General features: G+C 61.4%; 15 protein-coding genes. 9 read left to right on the forward strand and 6 right to left on the reverse strand.

Going from position 1 to position 14,766, the window contains the following annotated elements; all coding sequences use genetic code 11:
* Nucleotides 1–94: 94 nt before the first annotated feature.
* The 3 genes from PMM47T1_RS03280 to PMM47T1_RS03290 all read left to right on the forward strand — a co-directional run bounded on the left by PMM47T1_RS03280 (nucleotide 95) and on the right by PMM47T1_RS03290 (nucleotide 3,970).
* Nucleotides 95–1,453: a glutamine synthetase family protein gene (locus PMM47T1_RS03280; protein ID WP_008365748.1), complete on the forward strand. Its 1,359-nt coding sequence runs from the start codon at nucleotides 95–97 to the stop codon at nucleotides 1,451–1,453.
* 118 nt (nucleotides 1,454–1,571) lie between these two features.
* Nucleotides 1,572–2,660 carry a polyamine ABC transporter substrate-binding protein gene (locus PMM47T1_RS03285; protein WP_008365749.1) on the forward strand — a complete coding sequence of 363 codons (1,089 nt, stop codon included), beginning with the start codon at nucleotides 1,572–1,574 and terminating at the stop codon, nucleotides 2,658–2,660.
* Nucleotides 2,661–2,680: 20 nt separating this feature from the next.
* Nucleotides 2,681–3,970: an NAD(P)/FAD-dependent oxidoreductase gene (locus PMM47T1_RS03290; RefSeq protein ID WP_008365752.1), complete on the forward strand. Its 1,290-nt coding sequence runs from the start codon at nucleotides 2,681–2,683 to the stop codon at nucleotides 3,968–3,970.
* 49 nt (nucleotides 3,971–4,019) lie between these two features.
* Here PMM47T1_RS03290 and PMM47T1_RS03295 read toward each other — a convergent pair whose 3' ends face one another.
* Nucleotides 4,020–4,889, reverse strand: a complete 870-nt coding sequence (locus PMM47T1_RS03295) for an EamA family transporter (RefSeq protein WP_043300648.1) — start codon at nucleotides 4,887–4,889, stop codon at nucleotides 4,020–4,022.
* Between the two features lie 174 nt (nucleotides 4,890–5,063).
* Here PMM47T1_RS03295 and aceK point away from each other — a divergent pair, with 174 nt between their 5' ends.
* Nucleotides 5,064–6,785, forward strand: a complete 1,722-nt coding sequence (gene aceK / locus PMM47T1_RS03300) for a bifunctional isocitrate dehydrogenase kinase/phosphatase (RefSeq protein ID WP_008365756.1) — start codon at nucleotides 5,064–5,066, stop codon at nucleotides 6,783–6,785.
* A gap of 71 nt (nucleotides 6,786–6,856) precedes the next feature.
* On the opposite strand, the gene PMM47T1_RS03305 is transcribed toward aceK, so the two are convergent.
* The gene (locus PMM47T1_RS03305) at nucleotides 6,857–7,576 is read right to left on the reverse strand and encodes a TorF family putative porin (RefSeq protein ID WP_043300650.1); all 720 of its coding nucleotides are present in this window, start codon (nucleotides 7,574–7,576) and stop codon (nucleotides 6,857–6,859) included.
* Nucleotides 7,577–7,753: 177 nt separating this feature from the next.
* A complete protein-coding gene (locus tag PMM47T1_RS03310; RefSeq protein WP_027977102.1) occupies nucleotides 7,754–7,942 on the reverse strand; it encodes a hypothetical protein in 189 nt (62 codons plus the stop codon).
* Between the two features lie 319 nt (nucleotides 7,943–8,261).
* Between PMM47T1_RS03310 and PMM47T1_RS03315 the strand changes: the two genes are divergently transcribed.
* Both PMM47T1_RS03315 and PMM47T1_RS03320 read left to right on the forward strand, forming a co-directional pair.
* Nucleotides 8,262–9,098 (forward strand): CvfB family protein, encoded by an 837-nt coding sequence (locus PMM47T1_RS03315; RefSeq protein WP_008365760.1) that lies wholly within the window; start codon nucleotides 8,262–8,264, stop codon nucleotides 9,096–9,098.
* An 84-nt stretch (nucleotides 9,099–9,182) separates the two neighbouring features.
* Nucleotides 9,183–9,584 (forward strand): DUF2177 family protein, encoded by a 402-nt coding sequence (locus PMM47T1_RS03320; RefSeq protein WP_008365762.1) that lies wholly within the window; start codon nucleotides 9,183–9,185, stop codon nucleotides 9,582–9,584.
* Nucleotides 9,585–9,692: 108 nt separating this feature from the next.
* Here PMM47T1_RS03320 and PMM47T1_RS03325 read toward each other — a convergent pair whose 3' ends face one another.
* Both PMM47T1_RS03325 and PMM47T1_RS03330 read right to left on the reverse strand, forming a co-directional pair.
* A complete protein-coding gene (locus tag PMM47T1_RS03325) occupies nucleotides 9,693–10,073 on the reverse strand; it encodes a hypothetical protein (RefSeq protein ID WP_008365764.1) in 381 nt (126 codons plus the stop codon).
* A 129-nt stretch (nucleotides 10,074–10,202) separates the two neighbouring features.
* On the reverse strand, nucleotides 10,203–11,684 hold the full coding sequence (locus PMM47T1_RS03330; RefSeq protein ID WP_008365765.1) for a right-handed parallel beta-helix repeat-containing protein: 1,482 nt from the start codon (nucleotides 11,682–11,684) through the stop codon (nucleotides 10,203–10,205).
* 236 nt (nucleotides 11,685–11,920) lie between these two features.
* Between PMM47T1_RS03330 and PMM47T1_RS03335 the strand changes: the two genes are divergently transcribed.
* The 3 genes from PMM47T1_RS03335 to def all read left to right on the forward strand — a co-directional run bounded on the left by PMM47T1_RS03335 (nucleotide 11,921) and on the right by def (nucleotide 13,801).
* Nucleotides 11,921–12,100, forward strand: a complete 180-nt coding sequence (locus tag PMM47T1_RS03335) for a CsbD family protein (protein WP_008365767.1) — start codon at nucleotides 11,921–11,923, stop codon at nucleotides 12,098–12,100.
* Between the two features lie 189 nt (nucleotides 12,101–12,289).
* Nucleotides 12,290–13,243 (forward strand): YihY/virulence factor BrkB family protein, encoded by a 954-nt coding sequence (locus PMM47T1_RS03340; RefSeq protein WP_008365769.1) that lies wholly within the window; start codon nucleotides 12,290–12,292, stop codon nucleotides 13,241–13,243.
* Between the two features lie 18 nt (nucleotides 13,244–13,261).
* The gene (def, locus tag PMM47T1_RS03345; RefSeq protein WP_008365770.1) at nucleotides 13,262–13,801 is read left to right on the forward strand and encodes a peptide deformylase; all 540 of its coding nucleotides are present in this window, start codon (nucleotides 13,262–13,264) and stop codon (nucleotides 13,799–13,801) included.
* 139 nt (nucleotides 13,802–13,940) lie between these two features.
* On the opposite strand, the gene PMM47T1_RS03350 is transcribed toward def, so the two are convergent.
* The gene (locus PMM47T1_RS03350) at nucleotides 13,941–14,765 is read right to left on the reverse strand and encodes a class I SAM-dependent methyltransferase (RefSeq protein WP_008365772.1); all 825 of its coding nucleotides are present in this window, start codon (nucleotides 14,763–14,765) and stop codon (nucleotides 13,941–13,943) included.
* Between the last annotated feature and the right edge of the window lies 1 nt (nucleotide 14,766).

Genomic DNA, 14,766 nt, shown 5'->3' on the forward strand with positions numbered 1-14,766 from the left:
ACGCGCCCAAGGGGAAGAGATGCCCCATGCTTCAGTGAAGTGATGCAAAAAACATGCAATACCGGCGCTAACAAAAAATAACGACGAGGTCTTTATGAATGCCCCCTTCGACCAACTGTCCAGTTGGCTGAAAGATCACAAGATTACCGAGGTTGAATGTGTGGTCAGCGACTTGACCGGCATCGCCCGCGGCAAAATAGCACCCACCAACAAATTCCTGAATGAGCGAGGCATGCGCCTGCCGGAAAGTGTGCTGTTGCAAACGGTAACCGGGGACTTTGTCGACGACGACATTTACTACGACCTGCTGGACCCGGCCGACATCGACATGATCTGCCGCCCCGACCCTTCGTCGATCTACGTGATTCCATGGGCCATCGAGCCCACGGCCATCGTGATTCACGACACCTTCGACAAGCATGGCAACCCCATCGAACTGTCGCCGCGCAACGTGCTGAAGAAAGTGCTCAAGCTCTACGCCGACAAAGGCTGGCAGCCTATCGTGGCGCCGGAAATGGAGTTCTACCTCACCCAGCGCTGCGAAGACCCGGACTTGCCCCTGCGCGCGCCGTTGGGCCGCTCGGGCCGTGCCGAAAGTGGCCGGCAGTCGTTTTCCATCGATGCTGCCAACGAATTCGACCCGTTGTTCGAAGACGTCTACGACTGGTGCGAAGCCCAGGGCCTGGACCTGGATACGCTGATTCACGAAGACGGCCCGGCGCAGATGGAAATCAACTTCCGTCACGGCGATGCCCTGGACCTGGCCGACCAGATCACCATCTTCAAGCGCACCATGCGTGAGGCGGCGCTCAAGCACAACGTCACCGCCACCTTCATGGCCAAACCGGTCGGCGACGAGCCGGGCAGCGCCATGCACCTGCACCAGAGCGTGATCGACATCGCCACCGGCAAGCCGATCTTCGTCAATGACAAGGGTGAGAAGAGCCAGCTGTTCCTCAACCACATTGGCGGCCTGCAGAAGTACATTCCCAAGCTGTTGCCAATGTTCGCGCCCAACGTCAATTCGTTCCGCCGCTTCCTGCCCGACACCTCGGCACCGGTGAACGTGGAGTGGGGCGAGGAAAACCGCACCGTGGGCCTGCGCGTGCCAGACGCCAGCCCCGAAGCCATGCGCGTGGAAAACCGCCTGCCGGGCGCCGACGCCAACCCTTACCTGGCTATCGCCGCCAGCCTGCTGTGCGGCTACCTGGGCATGGTCGAGGGCATCGAGCCCAGCGCACCGGTGGAAGGCCGCGCCTACGAGCGCCGCAACCTGCGCCTGCCCATCACTATCGAGGACGCATTGGCCCACATGGAAGAATGCGACACGGTGATCCAGTACCTGGGCGAGAAATTCGTGCGTGGCTATGTCGCGGTGAAACGCGCCGAGCATGAAAATTTCAAGCGAGTCATCAGCTCTTGGGAACGCGAGTTCCTGCTGCTGAGCGTCTGAGATAGCTACAAAGCTACAAGCCGCAAGCCGCAAGCCAGAGCCGTACGCGTGAAGACGAGCTACGTGGATCGTCTTTGCTTGCAGCTTGCAGCTCCAAACTTCCCAAGGAGTGAGTCGAATGCGTTTACTGAAATCCATGCTTCCTGCAGCACTGGCGCTGTTGTGCGCCACCGGCGCGCATGCCGAAGGCAGTGTCAGTGTCTACAACTGGACCGACTACATTGGTGACACGACCCTGGCAGACTTTACCGCCAAGACCGGCATCAAAGTGGTGTACGACGTATTCGACTCCAACGAAACCCTGGAGGGCAAGTTGCTGGCCGGCCACACCGGCTACGATGTGGTGGTGCCCTCCAACCATTTTCTCGGGCGCCAGGTGAAGGCGGGGGCGTTCCTGAAACTGGACCGCTCGCAGTTGCCGAACTGGAAGAACCTGGACCCCAAACTCATGGCCCTGCTGGAAAAGAACGACCCGGGCAACGAGCACTCGGTGCCTTACCTGTGGGGCACCAACGGCATTGGCTATAACGTTGACAAGGTCAAGGAAGTGCTGGGCGTCGACCACATCGATTCCTGGGCCGTGCTGTTTGAACCGGAGAACATGAAAAAACTCTCCAAGTGCGGCGTATCGATGATGGACTCCGCCGACGAAGTGATGCCGGCCGTGCTCAACTACATGGGCATGGACCCGCGCAGCAGCAAGCCGGAGGACTACGCCAAGGTCAAGGCCAAGCTCAAGGCAGTGCGCCCGTACGTGACCTACTTCCACTCGTCCAAGTACGTGTCGGACCTGGCCAACGGCAACATCTGCGTGGCTTTCGGTTACTCGGGTGATGTGTTCCAGGCCGCCAACCGCGCCAAGGAAGCCAAGAACGGTATCCACATTGCCTACGCCATTCCCAAGGAAGGCGCCAACCTGTGGTTCGACCTGCTGGCCATTCCGGCCGACGCGGCTGACGTGAAAGAGGCCCATGCCTTCATCAATAACCTGCTCGACCCGCAGGTCATCGCCAAGGTCAGCGCCACCGTGGGCTACGCCAACCCCAACATCGCGGCCAAGCAGTACATGGACCCCGACCTGCTGAGCAACCCCGAGGTGTACCCGCCTCAGGAAGTGCTGGATAAATTGTACATTTCCACCGCGCCGACGCCGGCCATCATGCGTTTGATGACCCGCGACTGGACCGATATAAAGTCAAACCGCTAAAAGCGAGAAGTGTGATGGCGATGCAATCAGAACATGCCCGGTCCTATTACGCGGCCACTGCTGGCCAGATGCCTGAGTACCCCTGCCTGGGGGAGGATCTGGTGGCCGATGTGTGCGTGATTGGCGGTGGCTTCACCGGCGTCAACACGGCCCTTGAACTGGCCGGGCGCGGTTTGTCGGTGGTGCTGCTGGAAGGGCGGCGAATCGGTTGGGGCGCCAGTGGCCGCAACGGTGGGCAGTTGATTCGTGGCATTGGCCACGCGGTCGACGGTTTTGCCCGCTACGTAGGCCAGGAAGGCGTGCGCTACCTGGAACAGGCCGGCATCGAGTCAGTGGCGTTGGTGCGTCAGCGCATCGAAGCCAACGGCATCGATTGCGACCTGCGCTGGGGGTTCTGCGAGCTGGCCAACACGCCCGCGCAGTTCGCGGCATTTGCCGACGAACAGCGCTGGTTGGGCGACATTGGCTACACCCACGAAACCCGCATCGTCGGGCCGGCGCAAATGGATCAGGTGGTGGCGTCGGACCAATACGCGGGCGGCCTGATCGATATGGGCTCAGGCCACCTGCACCCGCTGCGCCTGGTACTGGGCGAAGCGCGGCTGGCCGCGGCGCAGGGCGTGCGCATCTTCGAGCACAGCCCGGCGCTGGAGATCATTCACGGCTCTACCGTGCAGGTGCGTTGCGCCGGTGGTACGGTGCGGGCCGGGCACTTGGTGCTGGGTTGCAACGCGCACCTGGATGACCTGGAGCCACGGCTCAGTGGCAAGGTGCTGCCCGCCGGCAGTTACATCGTCACCACTGAACCGTTGAGCCGCGAGGTGGCGCAAAGCCTGATTCCTCAGGATCTGGCCTTGTGCGACCAGAAGGTGGGCCTGGACTACTACCGTTTGACGGCCGACCGCCGCCTGCTGTTTGGCGGCGCCTGCCATTATTCGGGCAAAGACCCGGCGGACATCGGCGCCTACATGCGGCCGAAGATGCTCAAGGTGTTTGCGCAGTTGGCCAACGTCAAGCTGGACTACCAGTGGGGCGGCATGATCGGCATCACGGCCAACCGCTTCCCCCAGGTAGGGCGACTGAGCCAATACCCCAACGTCTACTATGCCCAGGGCTACAGCGGGCATGGGGTCAACGTCACCCACTGGACGGCGAAACTGCTGGCCGAGGCCATTCACGCTGGCCACAGCCACGGCTTCGACGTATTCAGCAAAGTGCCGCACATGACCTTCCCGGGCGGCAAGGCCCTGCGCTCGCCGCTGTTGGCGCTGGGCATGGCGTGGTACCGGCTGAAGGAGATCCTGGGCTGATCAAGACCGGGGTTCAAACGTTGGCAGCTTGCCCACTTTACGTGGGCGGCTACACGGGCTTTGTAGGCCGCAGCACCAGATACAGCGCCACCCCGATCAACACCCCGCCATACAGGTGCGCCCACGACAGCGGCTCGCCCAGCAGCAACGCCCCCCACAACACACCGAACGCCGGGATCATGAAGGTCACGGTGCTGGACTTCACCGGGCCGATGTCGGTCAGCAGGCGAAAGTACAGGATGTAGGCAAAGGCCGTGCACACCAGCCCCAGGCCCAGCAGCGACCCCCAGACTTCCCAGCCACCCCAGTTGGCCGGCGGTGCAATAACCACGCTGGCGGCGAACAGCGGCGTCAGCAACAGCGTGGCACCGAGCATGCTGCCCAGGGCCGACAAGCGCGGGTCCAGGCCGCCTTGCTGGTCTAGCCAGCGCCGGGCCAGGAAGCCGGCGAAGCCGTAGCAGGTGGTGGCCAGCAGGCAGGAAAGGGCGCCCATGGCCAGTTGCAGGTCAAAGGCCACGGGGCCCGCGCGGGTGAGGATGCCCACGCCGAACAGGCCGGCGAACACGCCCAGCAGCTTGATGGGCGTCAGCCGCTCATGGAAGAACAGCCCGCCGATGAGCACCCCCATCAGTGGCGTGGTGGCGTTGAAAATGGCCGAGTAACCCGCCGGCAGCACTTGCGCGGCTACCGAGTACAGGGTGGCGGGCATGCCGGAGTTGATCATGCCCAGTAGCAGGCAGGTCTTGAGCTTGCCCTGGAAGTCCCATTTCACGCGCATCAGGGCAAGGATAACCACCAGGCCGGTGGCGGCAATGCCGACGCGGAAAAACGCGGTGGGAAAGGCGCCCAGTACCGGGGCGATGACACGCATGAACAGAAAGCTGGCACCCCAGACGGCGGCCAGCAGCAACATGTTCATGAGGGAGGCAGGTTTCACGCAGGATCTCCTGATCCGGTTGGCAGGGGCGCAAGTCTCCTCGAGTACCCAACCCTTGGCAACCGTGAGAGTTGCGTTGAAACACAGGGCCAGCGCAGCCTGGCGGCAGCGGCTACGCTTTGGTTTTCAGACGCCCCCCGCAGAGGCTTGAGACCCATGGCGCATCAATGGCCGGCCACCGACATCGCCCGTACTATCCTCGATGGCTTCGATGATTACCGTGAACGCTTTCGCCTGATCACCGATGGCGCTCGCGCGCGGTTCGAGCAGGCGCATTGGCAGGACATCCAGGACGCCTCGGCTGCGCGTATCAATTTGTACGAAGAAAAAGTCGCCCAGACCGTGGCCGCCCTGCGCACAGGTTTCGAAGAAGCCGCCCTGAGGGACGTCAGCCTCTGGCCGCTGGTGAAGAGCGCCTACATCAGCCTGATCGACCTGCGCTTCGACGATGAGCTGGCCGAAACCTGGTACAACTCGATCTTTTGCGGCCTGTTCAGCCATGACCTGATCAGCGATGGCTGCATGTTCATTCACACCACGCGCCCTTCGCTGCGTGGCGAGCGGGCGGCGCAGACGCGCATCTACCAGCCCGAAGGCCAGTTGGCCGGCATGTTGGAGAAGGTGTTCGGCGATTATCGTTTCGACGTGGAATACGCCGACCTGCCGGGCGACATCAAGCGCCTGGAAACCCACCTGCGCAGCCACCTGCCCGATTGGGTGTGCAAGGACGGCGAGCTTCAACTGGAGCTGTTTTCTTCGGTGCTATACCGCAACAAAGGCGCGTACCTGGTGGGCCGCCTGTATACCCGGGATGAACAATGGCCGGTGGCAATCCCTTTTCTGCACCGTGAAGGGCAGGGCATCCGTATCGACGCGTTGATCACTGACGAGGCCGAGGTCTCGATCATCTTTTCCTTCACTCGGTCCTATTTCATGGTGGACGTGCCGGTGCCCGCCGAATTCGTCGGGTTCCTCAAGCGTATTTTGCCGGGCAAGCACATTGCCGAGCTGTACACCTCCATCGGTTTCTACAAGCATGGCAAGTCGGAGTTCTACCGTGCATTAATCCGCCACCTGGCCAACACCGATGACCGCTTCACCATGGCCCCTGGCGTGCGCGGCATGGTCATGTCGGTGTTCACCCTGCCGGGCTTCAATACTGTGTTCAAGATCATCAAGGACCGCTTTTCGCCGTCCAAGAATGTCGACCGCAACACCGTCATCGAGAAGTACCGGTTGGTAAAAAGCGTCGACCGCGTGGGGCGCATGGCCGATACCCAGGAGTTCGCTGACTTTCGCTTTCCGAAAAGCAAGTTCGACCCCGACTGCCTGGCCGAGCTGCTGGACGTGGCCGCGTCCACCGTACAGGTCACGGGCGACACGGTACTGATCCGCCACTGCTGGACCGAACGGCGCATGACACCGCTGAACCTGTACCTGGAAAGCGCCAACGAGCCGCAGGTGCGCGAAGCCCTGGAGGACTATGGCCTGGCCATCAAGCAGCTGGCGGCGGCGAATATCTTTCCCGGTGACATGCTGCTGAAGAACTTCGGCGTCACCCGCCACGGTCGCGTGGTGTTCTACGACTATGACGAGATCAGCTACCTCACCGAAGTGAACTTCCGCTACATCCCGCCAGCACGTTTTCCCGAGGACGAGATGTCATCGGAGCCCTGGTACTCCATTGGCCCGCACGATGTGTTTCCGGAAGAGTTCCCGCCGTTCCTGTTCGCTGACGCGGGCCAGCGCAAGCTGTTCAGCCAGTTGCATGGCGAGCTGTACGATGCCGATTACTGGAAGGGGCTGCAGGGGGCGATCATGGATGGCAAGGTGATCGACGTGTTTCCGTATCGCCGTCAGCAACGCGACAATGAATGACGCTGATTTCAGGATGTCTGTGGGAGCTGGCTTGCCCGCCAGCCCCCACAAAGTCACGGCCCATCAAGTGCTTAGAACAGTGAGCGCTGGGCTTGCAGCAACAGGGTGCCATCGCACGAGGTGTTCTGCCCCGAATAGGCCTCGCACGAGGCGCCGCCCAGGCTGGAGCCGCTGTAGATGAGATTCAGGTCCACGCCCATGAAGGCGCGGGACAGTTGCACCGACCAGTCGCTGAAACCACGCACTTCACTGCCGTCGCCAATGGTGTACGGCGTGTCGAGCTGGTGGTTGCCGACTTTCATGCGCACGCCGAAGTCCAGCAACGGCAGCTTGCCCAGGTCGGCGAACAGTGTGCTGTCGTGACGGCCGGGGTCATCGCTGAAGGCTGCGCCGAAGCGGGTATTGAGAATGGTCAGGCCGGCGTATACCTCGTGGCTGTCGCTGGTGGCCAGGTCGGGGAAGGTGTAGTGAATGACCCCTACCTCGTAACCCAAGTGCTGGGTGAATGAGTTCTTGAAGCCGGTGTAGGTGTCGATTTCCATGCTGGTGGCCGCGGTGAGGCCCATGCTGGGGGTCCATTGACCAAAGTACCAGCCGCTGTCGCTGCTCACGTCGAGGCCGCCGTGCACGGTGTCGGAGGTGGCCGGCTTGACCAGGCCTTGGGCCATGGTGCGGGCGGGGCTGGTGCCGAATTGCAGGTTGTAGTTGCCCAGGTCACGCTGCAATAACTGCGCGCTCACGTCCTGGGTGGCCAACAAGGTGGCAATGGCGAGAAGGCTGGGCTTGAGCATCATGCTCCTCCCGGGCTGGAAGGCCTGATCTAGAGGGGCAAAGCATACCGGCGAAAACATCCGTACTGATGCCGTTCGTCGGTTTATTATGCACCGATTGGCAGAAAAGCTAAGCGAGGGGGGTAGAGCGGAGGCGGTGGGCCGGGCAGCCCACAAGCCTCAGAGGAGCAACACAGGTTACTTCTTGCCCAGGCTGATGTGGCGCGACGGTGTGAAGGTCTGGCCGCTGACGCCTTTGGCGATTTGCTGGATTTCACCACCGGACTTGAGGAAGGCGGCGATCTGGTCGTTGATCGATTCGCTGGTTTCCACGGCCGGAGCGGGCTTGGCTTTGCTGTTGGAGGCTTTTACGCGCATGGCTGCCATTCACCTGTGTGCAATTTCAATACGGCCACTGATTATACCGGAAACCCTCTTTAATTGCTGGGCTAATATTGGCGTGAAAGCGGCTGAATGGTATTTTGTCAATCGCTTGCTTTAATGTCGGCAAACAGCGCTAAGCGTTTGTTTTATCAAGAAAGTAGTAGGGTTTTTGGCGAGTTCTGGCATGCCGGCCCGTACCAACGCGACCAGCGGTCTGACGAGCGGGGCCGGCAACGCCTTGAAAATCAAGGGGTGCATCGGCGAGGCAGCGGCAGGCGGGGATCTGGGGTAGAATGCGCCCACGTAACGAGGGTTTTTTGAAATGGCTTTAGTCGGGCGCTACAACAGTTTGCAAGTGGTAAAACATACGGACTTCGGTTTATATCTGGACGGCGGCGCCGATGGCGAAATACTGCTGCCCAACCGTTATATTCCCAAAGACATTCCCAGTGAAGATGAAGACTGGTTGAATGTGTTCGTTTACTTGGACAGCGAAGATAAATTGCTGGCCACCACGGAAAAGCCGAAAGTCCAGGTAGGCGAGTTTGCCAGCCTGAAAGTCGTCGAAATCAACAGCATCGGCGTGTTCCTTGACTGGGGCCTGCCCAAGGACCTGTTGCTGCCGTACTCCGAGGAAAAGCGCGAGCTCAAGCAGGGCGACTACTGCGTGGTGCACGTCTATCTGGACAAACGCACCAAGCGCATCACCGCCACCGCCCGCCTGGACCGCTACCTGGACACACTGCCTGCCAACTACAGTGTTGGTCAGGAAGTTGACCTGCTGGTGGCCGAGGAAACCGACATGGGTTTCAAGGCCATCATCAACAACAAGCACTGGGGCCTGATTCACAAGAACGAAGTGTTCAAGTTCCTGCGTTCGGGCAAGCAAGAAAAGGGTTACATCAAGGCGCTGCGCAGCGACGGCAAGATTGCCCTCAGCCTGCAACCGGTAGGTGAGCAACTGGTCAGCAGCCTGCACAACCAGATCCTCGACAAGTTGCGTGCGAACCAGGGCGTGCTGCCGGTCAGCGACAAGAGCGACCCGGCGGTCATCAGCGGCCTGTTCGGCGTGAGCAAGGGCAACTTCAAGAAGGCCATCGGCGCCCTCTACAAGGAAGGCAAGCTGGTGATTCATGCCGACCGCATTGAATTGACCTGAAGCCCTTGGGCTAGACACCCGGCGTGAACTTTTTGCGCCGGCGTTGGGCCTACACTGTAAGACCCCCTTCGAGGCAGTGTACCGATGAAAAAAGCCCTGATCGCCTACGTCAGCACCCTTCTGGTCATCCTTGTCCTTGACGCCCTCTGGCTGGGCGTACTGATGTCCCCCACCTACAAACAGATGCTCGGTTCGCTGATGCGCGACAAACCGCTGCTTGGGCCTGCGGCAGGGTTTTACCTGCTGTACGCGCTGGGGGTGGTGGTGTTTGCGGTGTGGCCAGGGGTGAACGCGGGCAGCGTCTGGCGCGGCCTGGGGTTAGGGGCGATGCTGGGGCTGATTGCCTATGGCACCTACGACCTGACCAACTGGGCAACGATCGTGGCTTGGCCGCCGTTGCTGGTGTTCATTGATATGGCGTGGGGGGTGGTGGTGTCGGCGTTGGCGGCGGCGGTGGGGGTGTGGGTGACGTCCAGATGGGCATGACGCCCTGGCGCAACCTTCAGCAGATGAACAGCCTCTGTGGGAGCGGGTAGAACCCGCTCCCACAGAGACGGCTGCTCCCACAGAAGGCAGTTGCAGCTACAAGGCAGATCAGGCCTGCAGGAACTGCGCAAAGCCCACACCGGCACCAGCCGGGCGTACGTCCTTGAGGAACGAATCCTTGTCCGCGCTCAACTCCAGGCTCACCGTGGACTTGCGCTTGCCTTCATTGCGCACCACCAACCCTTCGATTTTCTCGCGCAAATAGGCGGTCGGCACTTTCAGGTGCAGCAACTGGTCGGTGCTCGGCGTGTGCATGAGCATGTGAATCCATTCGTACTGCCCGATCGCCAGGCGGGCGACCGGAATGTCGAACCAGAAAATGTTGCGACGAGCGTCGTGCAGGGTGAAATGGCAGTTGTTGACACCAAGCACCGCGCCGCCGAGTTCTTTGTTGCGGCGCGCGATGGCCAGGGGTTTGTCGAGTTTCATAGAAGTCCTACGCAAAAGAAGCGTCAGCGCCGTGGCTGAATACGCGGTGCATTCTCGGGGTAAAACGCGCAAACATAAAGGCAAACCTTGCGCCCTGGCGCCAAAAGCGACCAGGGCGCCGGTCAGGCGTCAGCGGGGCAGGGCCTTGCTCAGCTCGGAAGTGGCGCCGTCCGGGCTGGTGGCGGTGACGGTGAAGGAGCGGTTGGCTTCCTTCACGTCCAGCGGGAAGCTGAAGTTGGCAACGCCGCGGCCGTTGGTGGACACGTACACCTCGCCGAGGAAATTTGCCGCTTCTGTTTCGGTGGGTTTGGCGTTGCCGAACACTTCCACGCGGTAACGGGCGTTGGGTTCGCCGGTCACTTCGCCGTGCAGGCGGCCGGCGGCTATGGCGCGCAGTTTGGGCGTGGGCTGGTTGTGGTTGGGCAGTTGCTGGCAGTCGGCGACCGCCGGCCCCTTGGCTGCGCACACCACTGCCTTGCCGGCTTCCACTCCCGTGCCGCGGTTGCCCACGAAGGTGGCGTTATCCGGGCCCGGCACGCCAATCACGATTGCGCCGGAACGCTGGGTGGGAATGCAGGCGCCGCCGCTCTGGCAGCGCTTCACGTCCTGGCTGTTGTCCCAGATGCGGTTGGCCGTGATGCGTGTGTTGTGGCTGACCGCCTCTGGGCGCAGGGCAATGCCGATGCGGTTGCTGTGGATCAGGTTGCCGTCCAGCAGGTTGTCGGCACCGGTGACGCTGATGCCGATGGAGTTGCCACTCAATACGTTGCCGCCCAGGTAGTTGCGGTCGCCACCGTTGATCTGCACGCCGTCGGAGTAACCTTCAAAGCGGTTGTGGGACAGCGTGTTGTCGCTGGCCTGCATGATCTCCACGCCCTGGGACGCTTCGGGGGTCAGCTTGTTGGCGCGGAACAGGTTGTCGGCCAGCAGGTTGAATGCCGCGCCGCGCGTCAGTTCCAGGCCATCGCCGTTGTCGATCAACTGGTTGCGCAGGATATGGTTGTTGTTGGTGGTGTTGGCCGTGGCGTTGCCCTGGCCGTCGTCGCCGCTCAGCATGATGCCGGCGCCGCCGCGATTGTTGAGGACGCGGTTGTCATGCACCACGCTGTTGCTGGCGCGGTTGAGCAGAATGCCGATGCAGAAGTTGCGCACTTCCAGGCCGCTGATGTCCACGCCCTGGGTATCGCGCACCGTCAGGCCGGGGTTGCTCAGGGTACGCACGTTGGCGCCGGACTGGCCGGCCACAGCGCCCGGGCAGGCTTTGGCCGTGTCGCCCTGAACGTAGGCCGAACCGTCGATGGCAATGAAATCACCCGTGTGTTTCCAGGCCGTGCCTTCGATCACCACCGGGCCCTTGATGTCAGGCAGGGCCGAGGCGGGCTTGATCACGAACGGCGCGCTGCCCACCGCCTGAATCTCGATGCGGTAATGGCCGGGGTTCTGGTTGTTCTGCTCGATGGCCCAGCGCAGGGTGCCATCCTTGCCGTCGTCGGCGTAGCTGGTGACCGCCAGGGTCTGCGGTGCATCCGGCGGCGGGGTTGCCTCGTCCGCGTGGGCAGTGACCACGGGCAGGGCCAGCAGCAAGGCTGCCAAAACGGGAGAAACACGCATGAGTATCGATTCCGGGAAAAACACTGTTGTTTTGTTCGCATGGCGAAAGGCGCCACGAGTCTAGTAGATGCAAAACGCGATTGGCGGCCGGTGCGGGTGAATCCGGTCGATGTTCGCCCAGTGCAGTTCATCGGGTAAAGCCATACCGACAAAAAAATTTGAAACTCTGGAGCAAAGCGGTCAGTCAACCTTATGTCGACTTTAGACACCTGTACTTTCCTCCGAGGAGAAATACCATGAGTGGCACTAAAGACAAAGTGAAAGGCGCGGTTAACGAAGCGAAGGGCAGCGTCAAGGATGCGGCCGGCAAGTTGACGGGCAATGACAAGCTGCGTGTAGAAGGCGCGGCCGACAAGGCCAAGGGCAAAGTCCAGCATGCCGTGGGTGAAGCGAAGGACAAGCTGGACAAGCACTAATCGGCTTGCTTGCGGTCTGAACCATTACAGCGGTCATCCTCGGATGGCCGCTGTGCTGTCCGGACATCGCCGGTAACCGTTGCGGTTTCCTGATCTAGGCTGTTTTAAGGTAAAACCTGCGCCCCAGGCCAGGTCTTCTGGCGTTTCACTTGTTGTACCCTCCCTGAATTGGCGGCGAAAGGAGACGCTATGATTTTTCCGGAATTGCGTGAACTGCCCCTGCACACGGTGCTGGTGCGCACGGTCAAGGAATTCGTCGACGACGAAATGTCCACCTATGCCTCGGCACTGGCCTACCAGATGCTGTTCTCGCTGTTTCCCTTCATCCTGTTCCTGATTGCCTTGATCGGCTTCCTGCACCTGCCGGATTTCTTTTCCTGGCTGCGCCTGCAGGCCGGCCTGGTGCTGCCTCCCCAGGCGCTGGATTCGGTGAACCCGGTGATCGACCAGTTGCAGCAGTCCAAGGGTGGATTGTTGTCGTTCGGTATCGTCATCGCCCTGTGGACGGCGTCGGCCGGCGTGCGGCTGATGATGAGTGCCATGAACGCGGCCTACGATGTGGTGGAGGCGCGGCCTGTGTGGAAACGCATTCCCCTGTCGATCTTCTACACCGTGGGCATCGCCGGCATGCTGCTGGCTGCGGCGGCCCTGATGGTGCTGGGCCCGCAGGTGATGGGTTGGCTGGCCGGGCAGATCGGCCTGGAAGACTTTATCGTGACCCTGTGGACCGTGGCGCGCTGGCCGGTGATCGTGATTCTGATGATGGTGGCCGTGGCGTTGATCTATTACGTGATGCCGGACGTGAAGCAGAAGTTTCGCTTCATTACCCCAGGTTCGGTTTTGGCCGTGGTGGTGTGGATCGTCGCCTCGCTGGGCTTTGCCTTTTACGTGAAAACCTTTGCCAACTACAACGCCATGTACGGCAGCATCGGTGCGATCATCGTGCTGTTGCTGTACTTCTATATTTCGGCGGCGGTGCTGCTGCTGGGCGCGGAAATGAATGCTGTGATCGAGCACATGTCCGAAGAGGGCAAGGAGCCAGGCCACAAGGAATTTCCCGAGGACGAAGCTGAAGATGATAAAAAGCACGTTTCGGGTCTTGGACGCGATCACTCGATCAAGCCGGACCCCGAACAGGCCTGAGCGGGGAATTGCCTCACCATGATTCGTGACATCTTGAAAATGGGCGACGAGCGTTTGCTGCGCGTGGCCCAGCCGGTGCCCGGCGAACTGTTCGGCAGCGCTGAGCTGGACGCCTTGATTGCCGACATGTTCCAGACCATGGAGCATGTGGGCGGCGTGGGCCTGGCGGCGCCGCAGATCGGCGTTGACCTGCAACTGGTCATTTTCGGCTTTGAGCGCAGCGAGCGTTACCCGGACGCCGAGCCCGTGCCGCAGACCATCCTGATCAACCCGCTGATCACACCCTTGAACCCGGCCACCGAAGATGGCTGGGAAGGGTGCTTGTCGGTGCCCGGGTTGCGTGGGGTAGTGGACCGTTACTCGCACATTCGCTACGAAGGCTTCGACCCCCAAGGCCAGCCGATTCAGCGCGTGGCCAGCGGTTTTCATGCGCGGGTGGTGCAGCACGAGTGCGATCACCTGATCGGGCGTTTGTACCCGTCGCGCATCAGCGACTTCGGCCGCTTCGGTTTCACCGAGGTGCTGTTCCCCGGCCTCGACCCCTCAGCCGACGACTAACCCCTGGCCATCTACCCAGTAGAAAGTGCCGCCAGGCTGCGAAGGCCCGAACAGCGGGCCCCTGATCCACATGATACCGCTGAGTCCTGCGGACCTTTTCGCAGCCATCCCCACAGACAGTCGACAGTACAGGCGGCAGCTATTCCCGCGCCACCGCGACCGGTTTGATGAAGCGCAAGGTCATGCGGTCCGATTCGCCAATGGCCTGGTACTTGGCGCGGTTCGTGTCACCCAGTTTGTAGGTGGGCGGCAGGGTCCACACCCCTTGTGGGTAGTCCTTGGTGTCCTTGTGATTGGCGTTCACTTCGCTTTGGCCCACCAGGGTAAACCCGGCATCTGTGGCCAACTTGATCACGTAGTCGGTGGGCAGGTAGCCGCTGGTCTTGATCTGGTCCACGGTTTCGCCGGGCTTGCCGCGGTGGTCTACAACACCCAGGGTGCCGCCGGGCTTGAGCACCTGGTAGAAGCCCTGGAACATCGCCTTGGCGTTGTCGGCCATGACCCAGTTGTGCACGTTACGGAAGGTCAGCACGGTGTCGACCGAGTCGTCGGGGCCGAATTTCGGAGACTTGGGGTCGAAGGTCAGCAATTGCGCCTTGCCGTAGTGGGGCGCATCGGTGGCAAATTTCTGCTTGAGGGTATCGGCACTGCCGGATGACTGCACGGCGGCGGTGTACTGGCCGTGGTCCTTGAGCAGCGGGGCGAGCACTTCGCTGTACCAGCCGTTGCCAGGGGTGATCTCAATGACCGACTGGTCCTGGCGCAGGCCGAAGAACTGCAGGGTCTGTCGAGGGTGGCGATAGCGGTCGCGGGCGCTGTTGGCCGGGTCGCGCCAACTGCCCTTGAGCGCGCTGTTGAACGTCTTGTCGCTCACGGTGGAAGGCGGCGCTACGGCGGCCAGGGTCAGGGCGAAGGCGGGGGCGGCGCAGGCAGCAGCCAGGCCGGCAAGCAGTAGGCGTTTCATG

Source organism: Pseudomonas sp. M47T1, assembly GCF_000263855.1.
Taxonomy (GTDB): Bacteria; Pseudomonadota; Gammaproteobacteria; order Pseudomonadales; family Pseudomonadaceae; genus Aquipseudomonas.

Bases quoted from the DNA above. Each gene is read 5' to 3' on its own strand.
- PMM47T1_RS03330 (WP_008365765.1), bottom strand. From the start codon at position 11,684: ATGCGTGTTTCTCCCGTTTTGGCAGCCTTGCTGCTGGCCCTGCCCGTG.
- PMM47T1_RS03340 (WP_008365769.1), top strand. From the start codon at position 12,290: ATGATTTTTCCGGAATTGCGTGAACTGCCCCTGCACACGGTGCTGGTG.
- aceK (WP_008365756.1), top strand. From the start codon at position 5,064: ATGGCGCATCAATGGCCGGCCACCGACATCGCCCGTACTATCCTCGAT.
- PMM47T1_RS03335 (WP_008365767.1), top strand. From the start codon at position 11,921: ATGAGTGGCACTAAAGACAAAGTGAAAGGCGCGGTTAACGAAGCGAAG.
- PMM47T1_RS03320 (WP_008365762.1), top strand. From the start codon at position 9,183: ATGAAAAAAGCCCTGATCGCCTACGTCAGCACCCTTCTGGTCATCCTT.
- PMM47T1_RS03325 (WP_008365764.1), bottom strand. From the start codon at position 10,073: ATGAAACTCGACAAACCCCTGGCCATCGCGCGCCGCAACAAAGAACTC.
- def (WP_008365770.1), top strand. From the start codon at position 13,262: ATGATTCGTGACATCTTGAAAATGGGCGACGAGCGTTTGCTGCGCGTG.
- PMM47T1_RS03290 (WP_008365752.1), top strand. From the start codon at position 2,681: ATGCAATCAGAACATGCCCGGTCCTATTACGCGGCCACTGCTGGCCAG.
- PMM47T1_RS03295 (WP_043300648.1), bottom strand. From the start codon at position 4,889: ATGAACATGTTGCTGCTGGCCGCCGTCTGGGGTGCCAGCTTTCTGTTC.
- PMM47T1_RS03285 (WP_008365749.1), top strand. From the start codon at position 1,572: ATGCGTTTACTGAAATCCATGCTTCCTGCAGCACTGGCGCTGTTGTGC.
- PMM47T1_RS03305 (WP_043300650.1), bottom strand. From the start codon at position 7,576: ATGCTCAAGCCCAGCCTTCTCGCCATTGCCACCTTGTTGGCCACCCAG.
- PMM47T1_RS03280 (WP_008365748.1), top strand. From the start codon at position 95: ATGAATGCCCCCTTCGACCAACTGTCCAGTTGGCTGAAAGATCACAAG.
- PMM47T1_RS03350 (WP_008365772.1), bottom strand. From the start codon at position 14,765: ATGAAACGCCTACTGCTTGCCGGCCTGGCTGCTGCCTGCGCCGCCCCC.
- PMM47T1_RS03315 (WP_008365760.1), top strand. From the start codon at position 8,262: ATGGCTTTAGTCGGGCGCTACAACAGTTTGCAAGTGGTAAAACATACG.
- PMM47T1_RS03310 (WP_027977102.1), bottom strand. From the start codon at position 7,942: ATGGCAGCCATGCGCGTAAAAGCCTCCAACAGCAAAGCCAAGCCCGCT.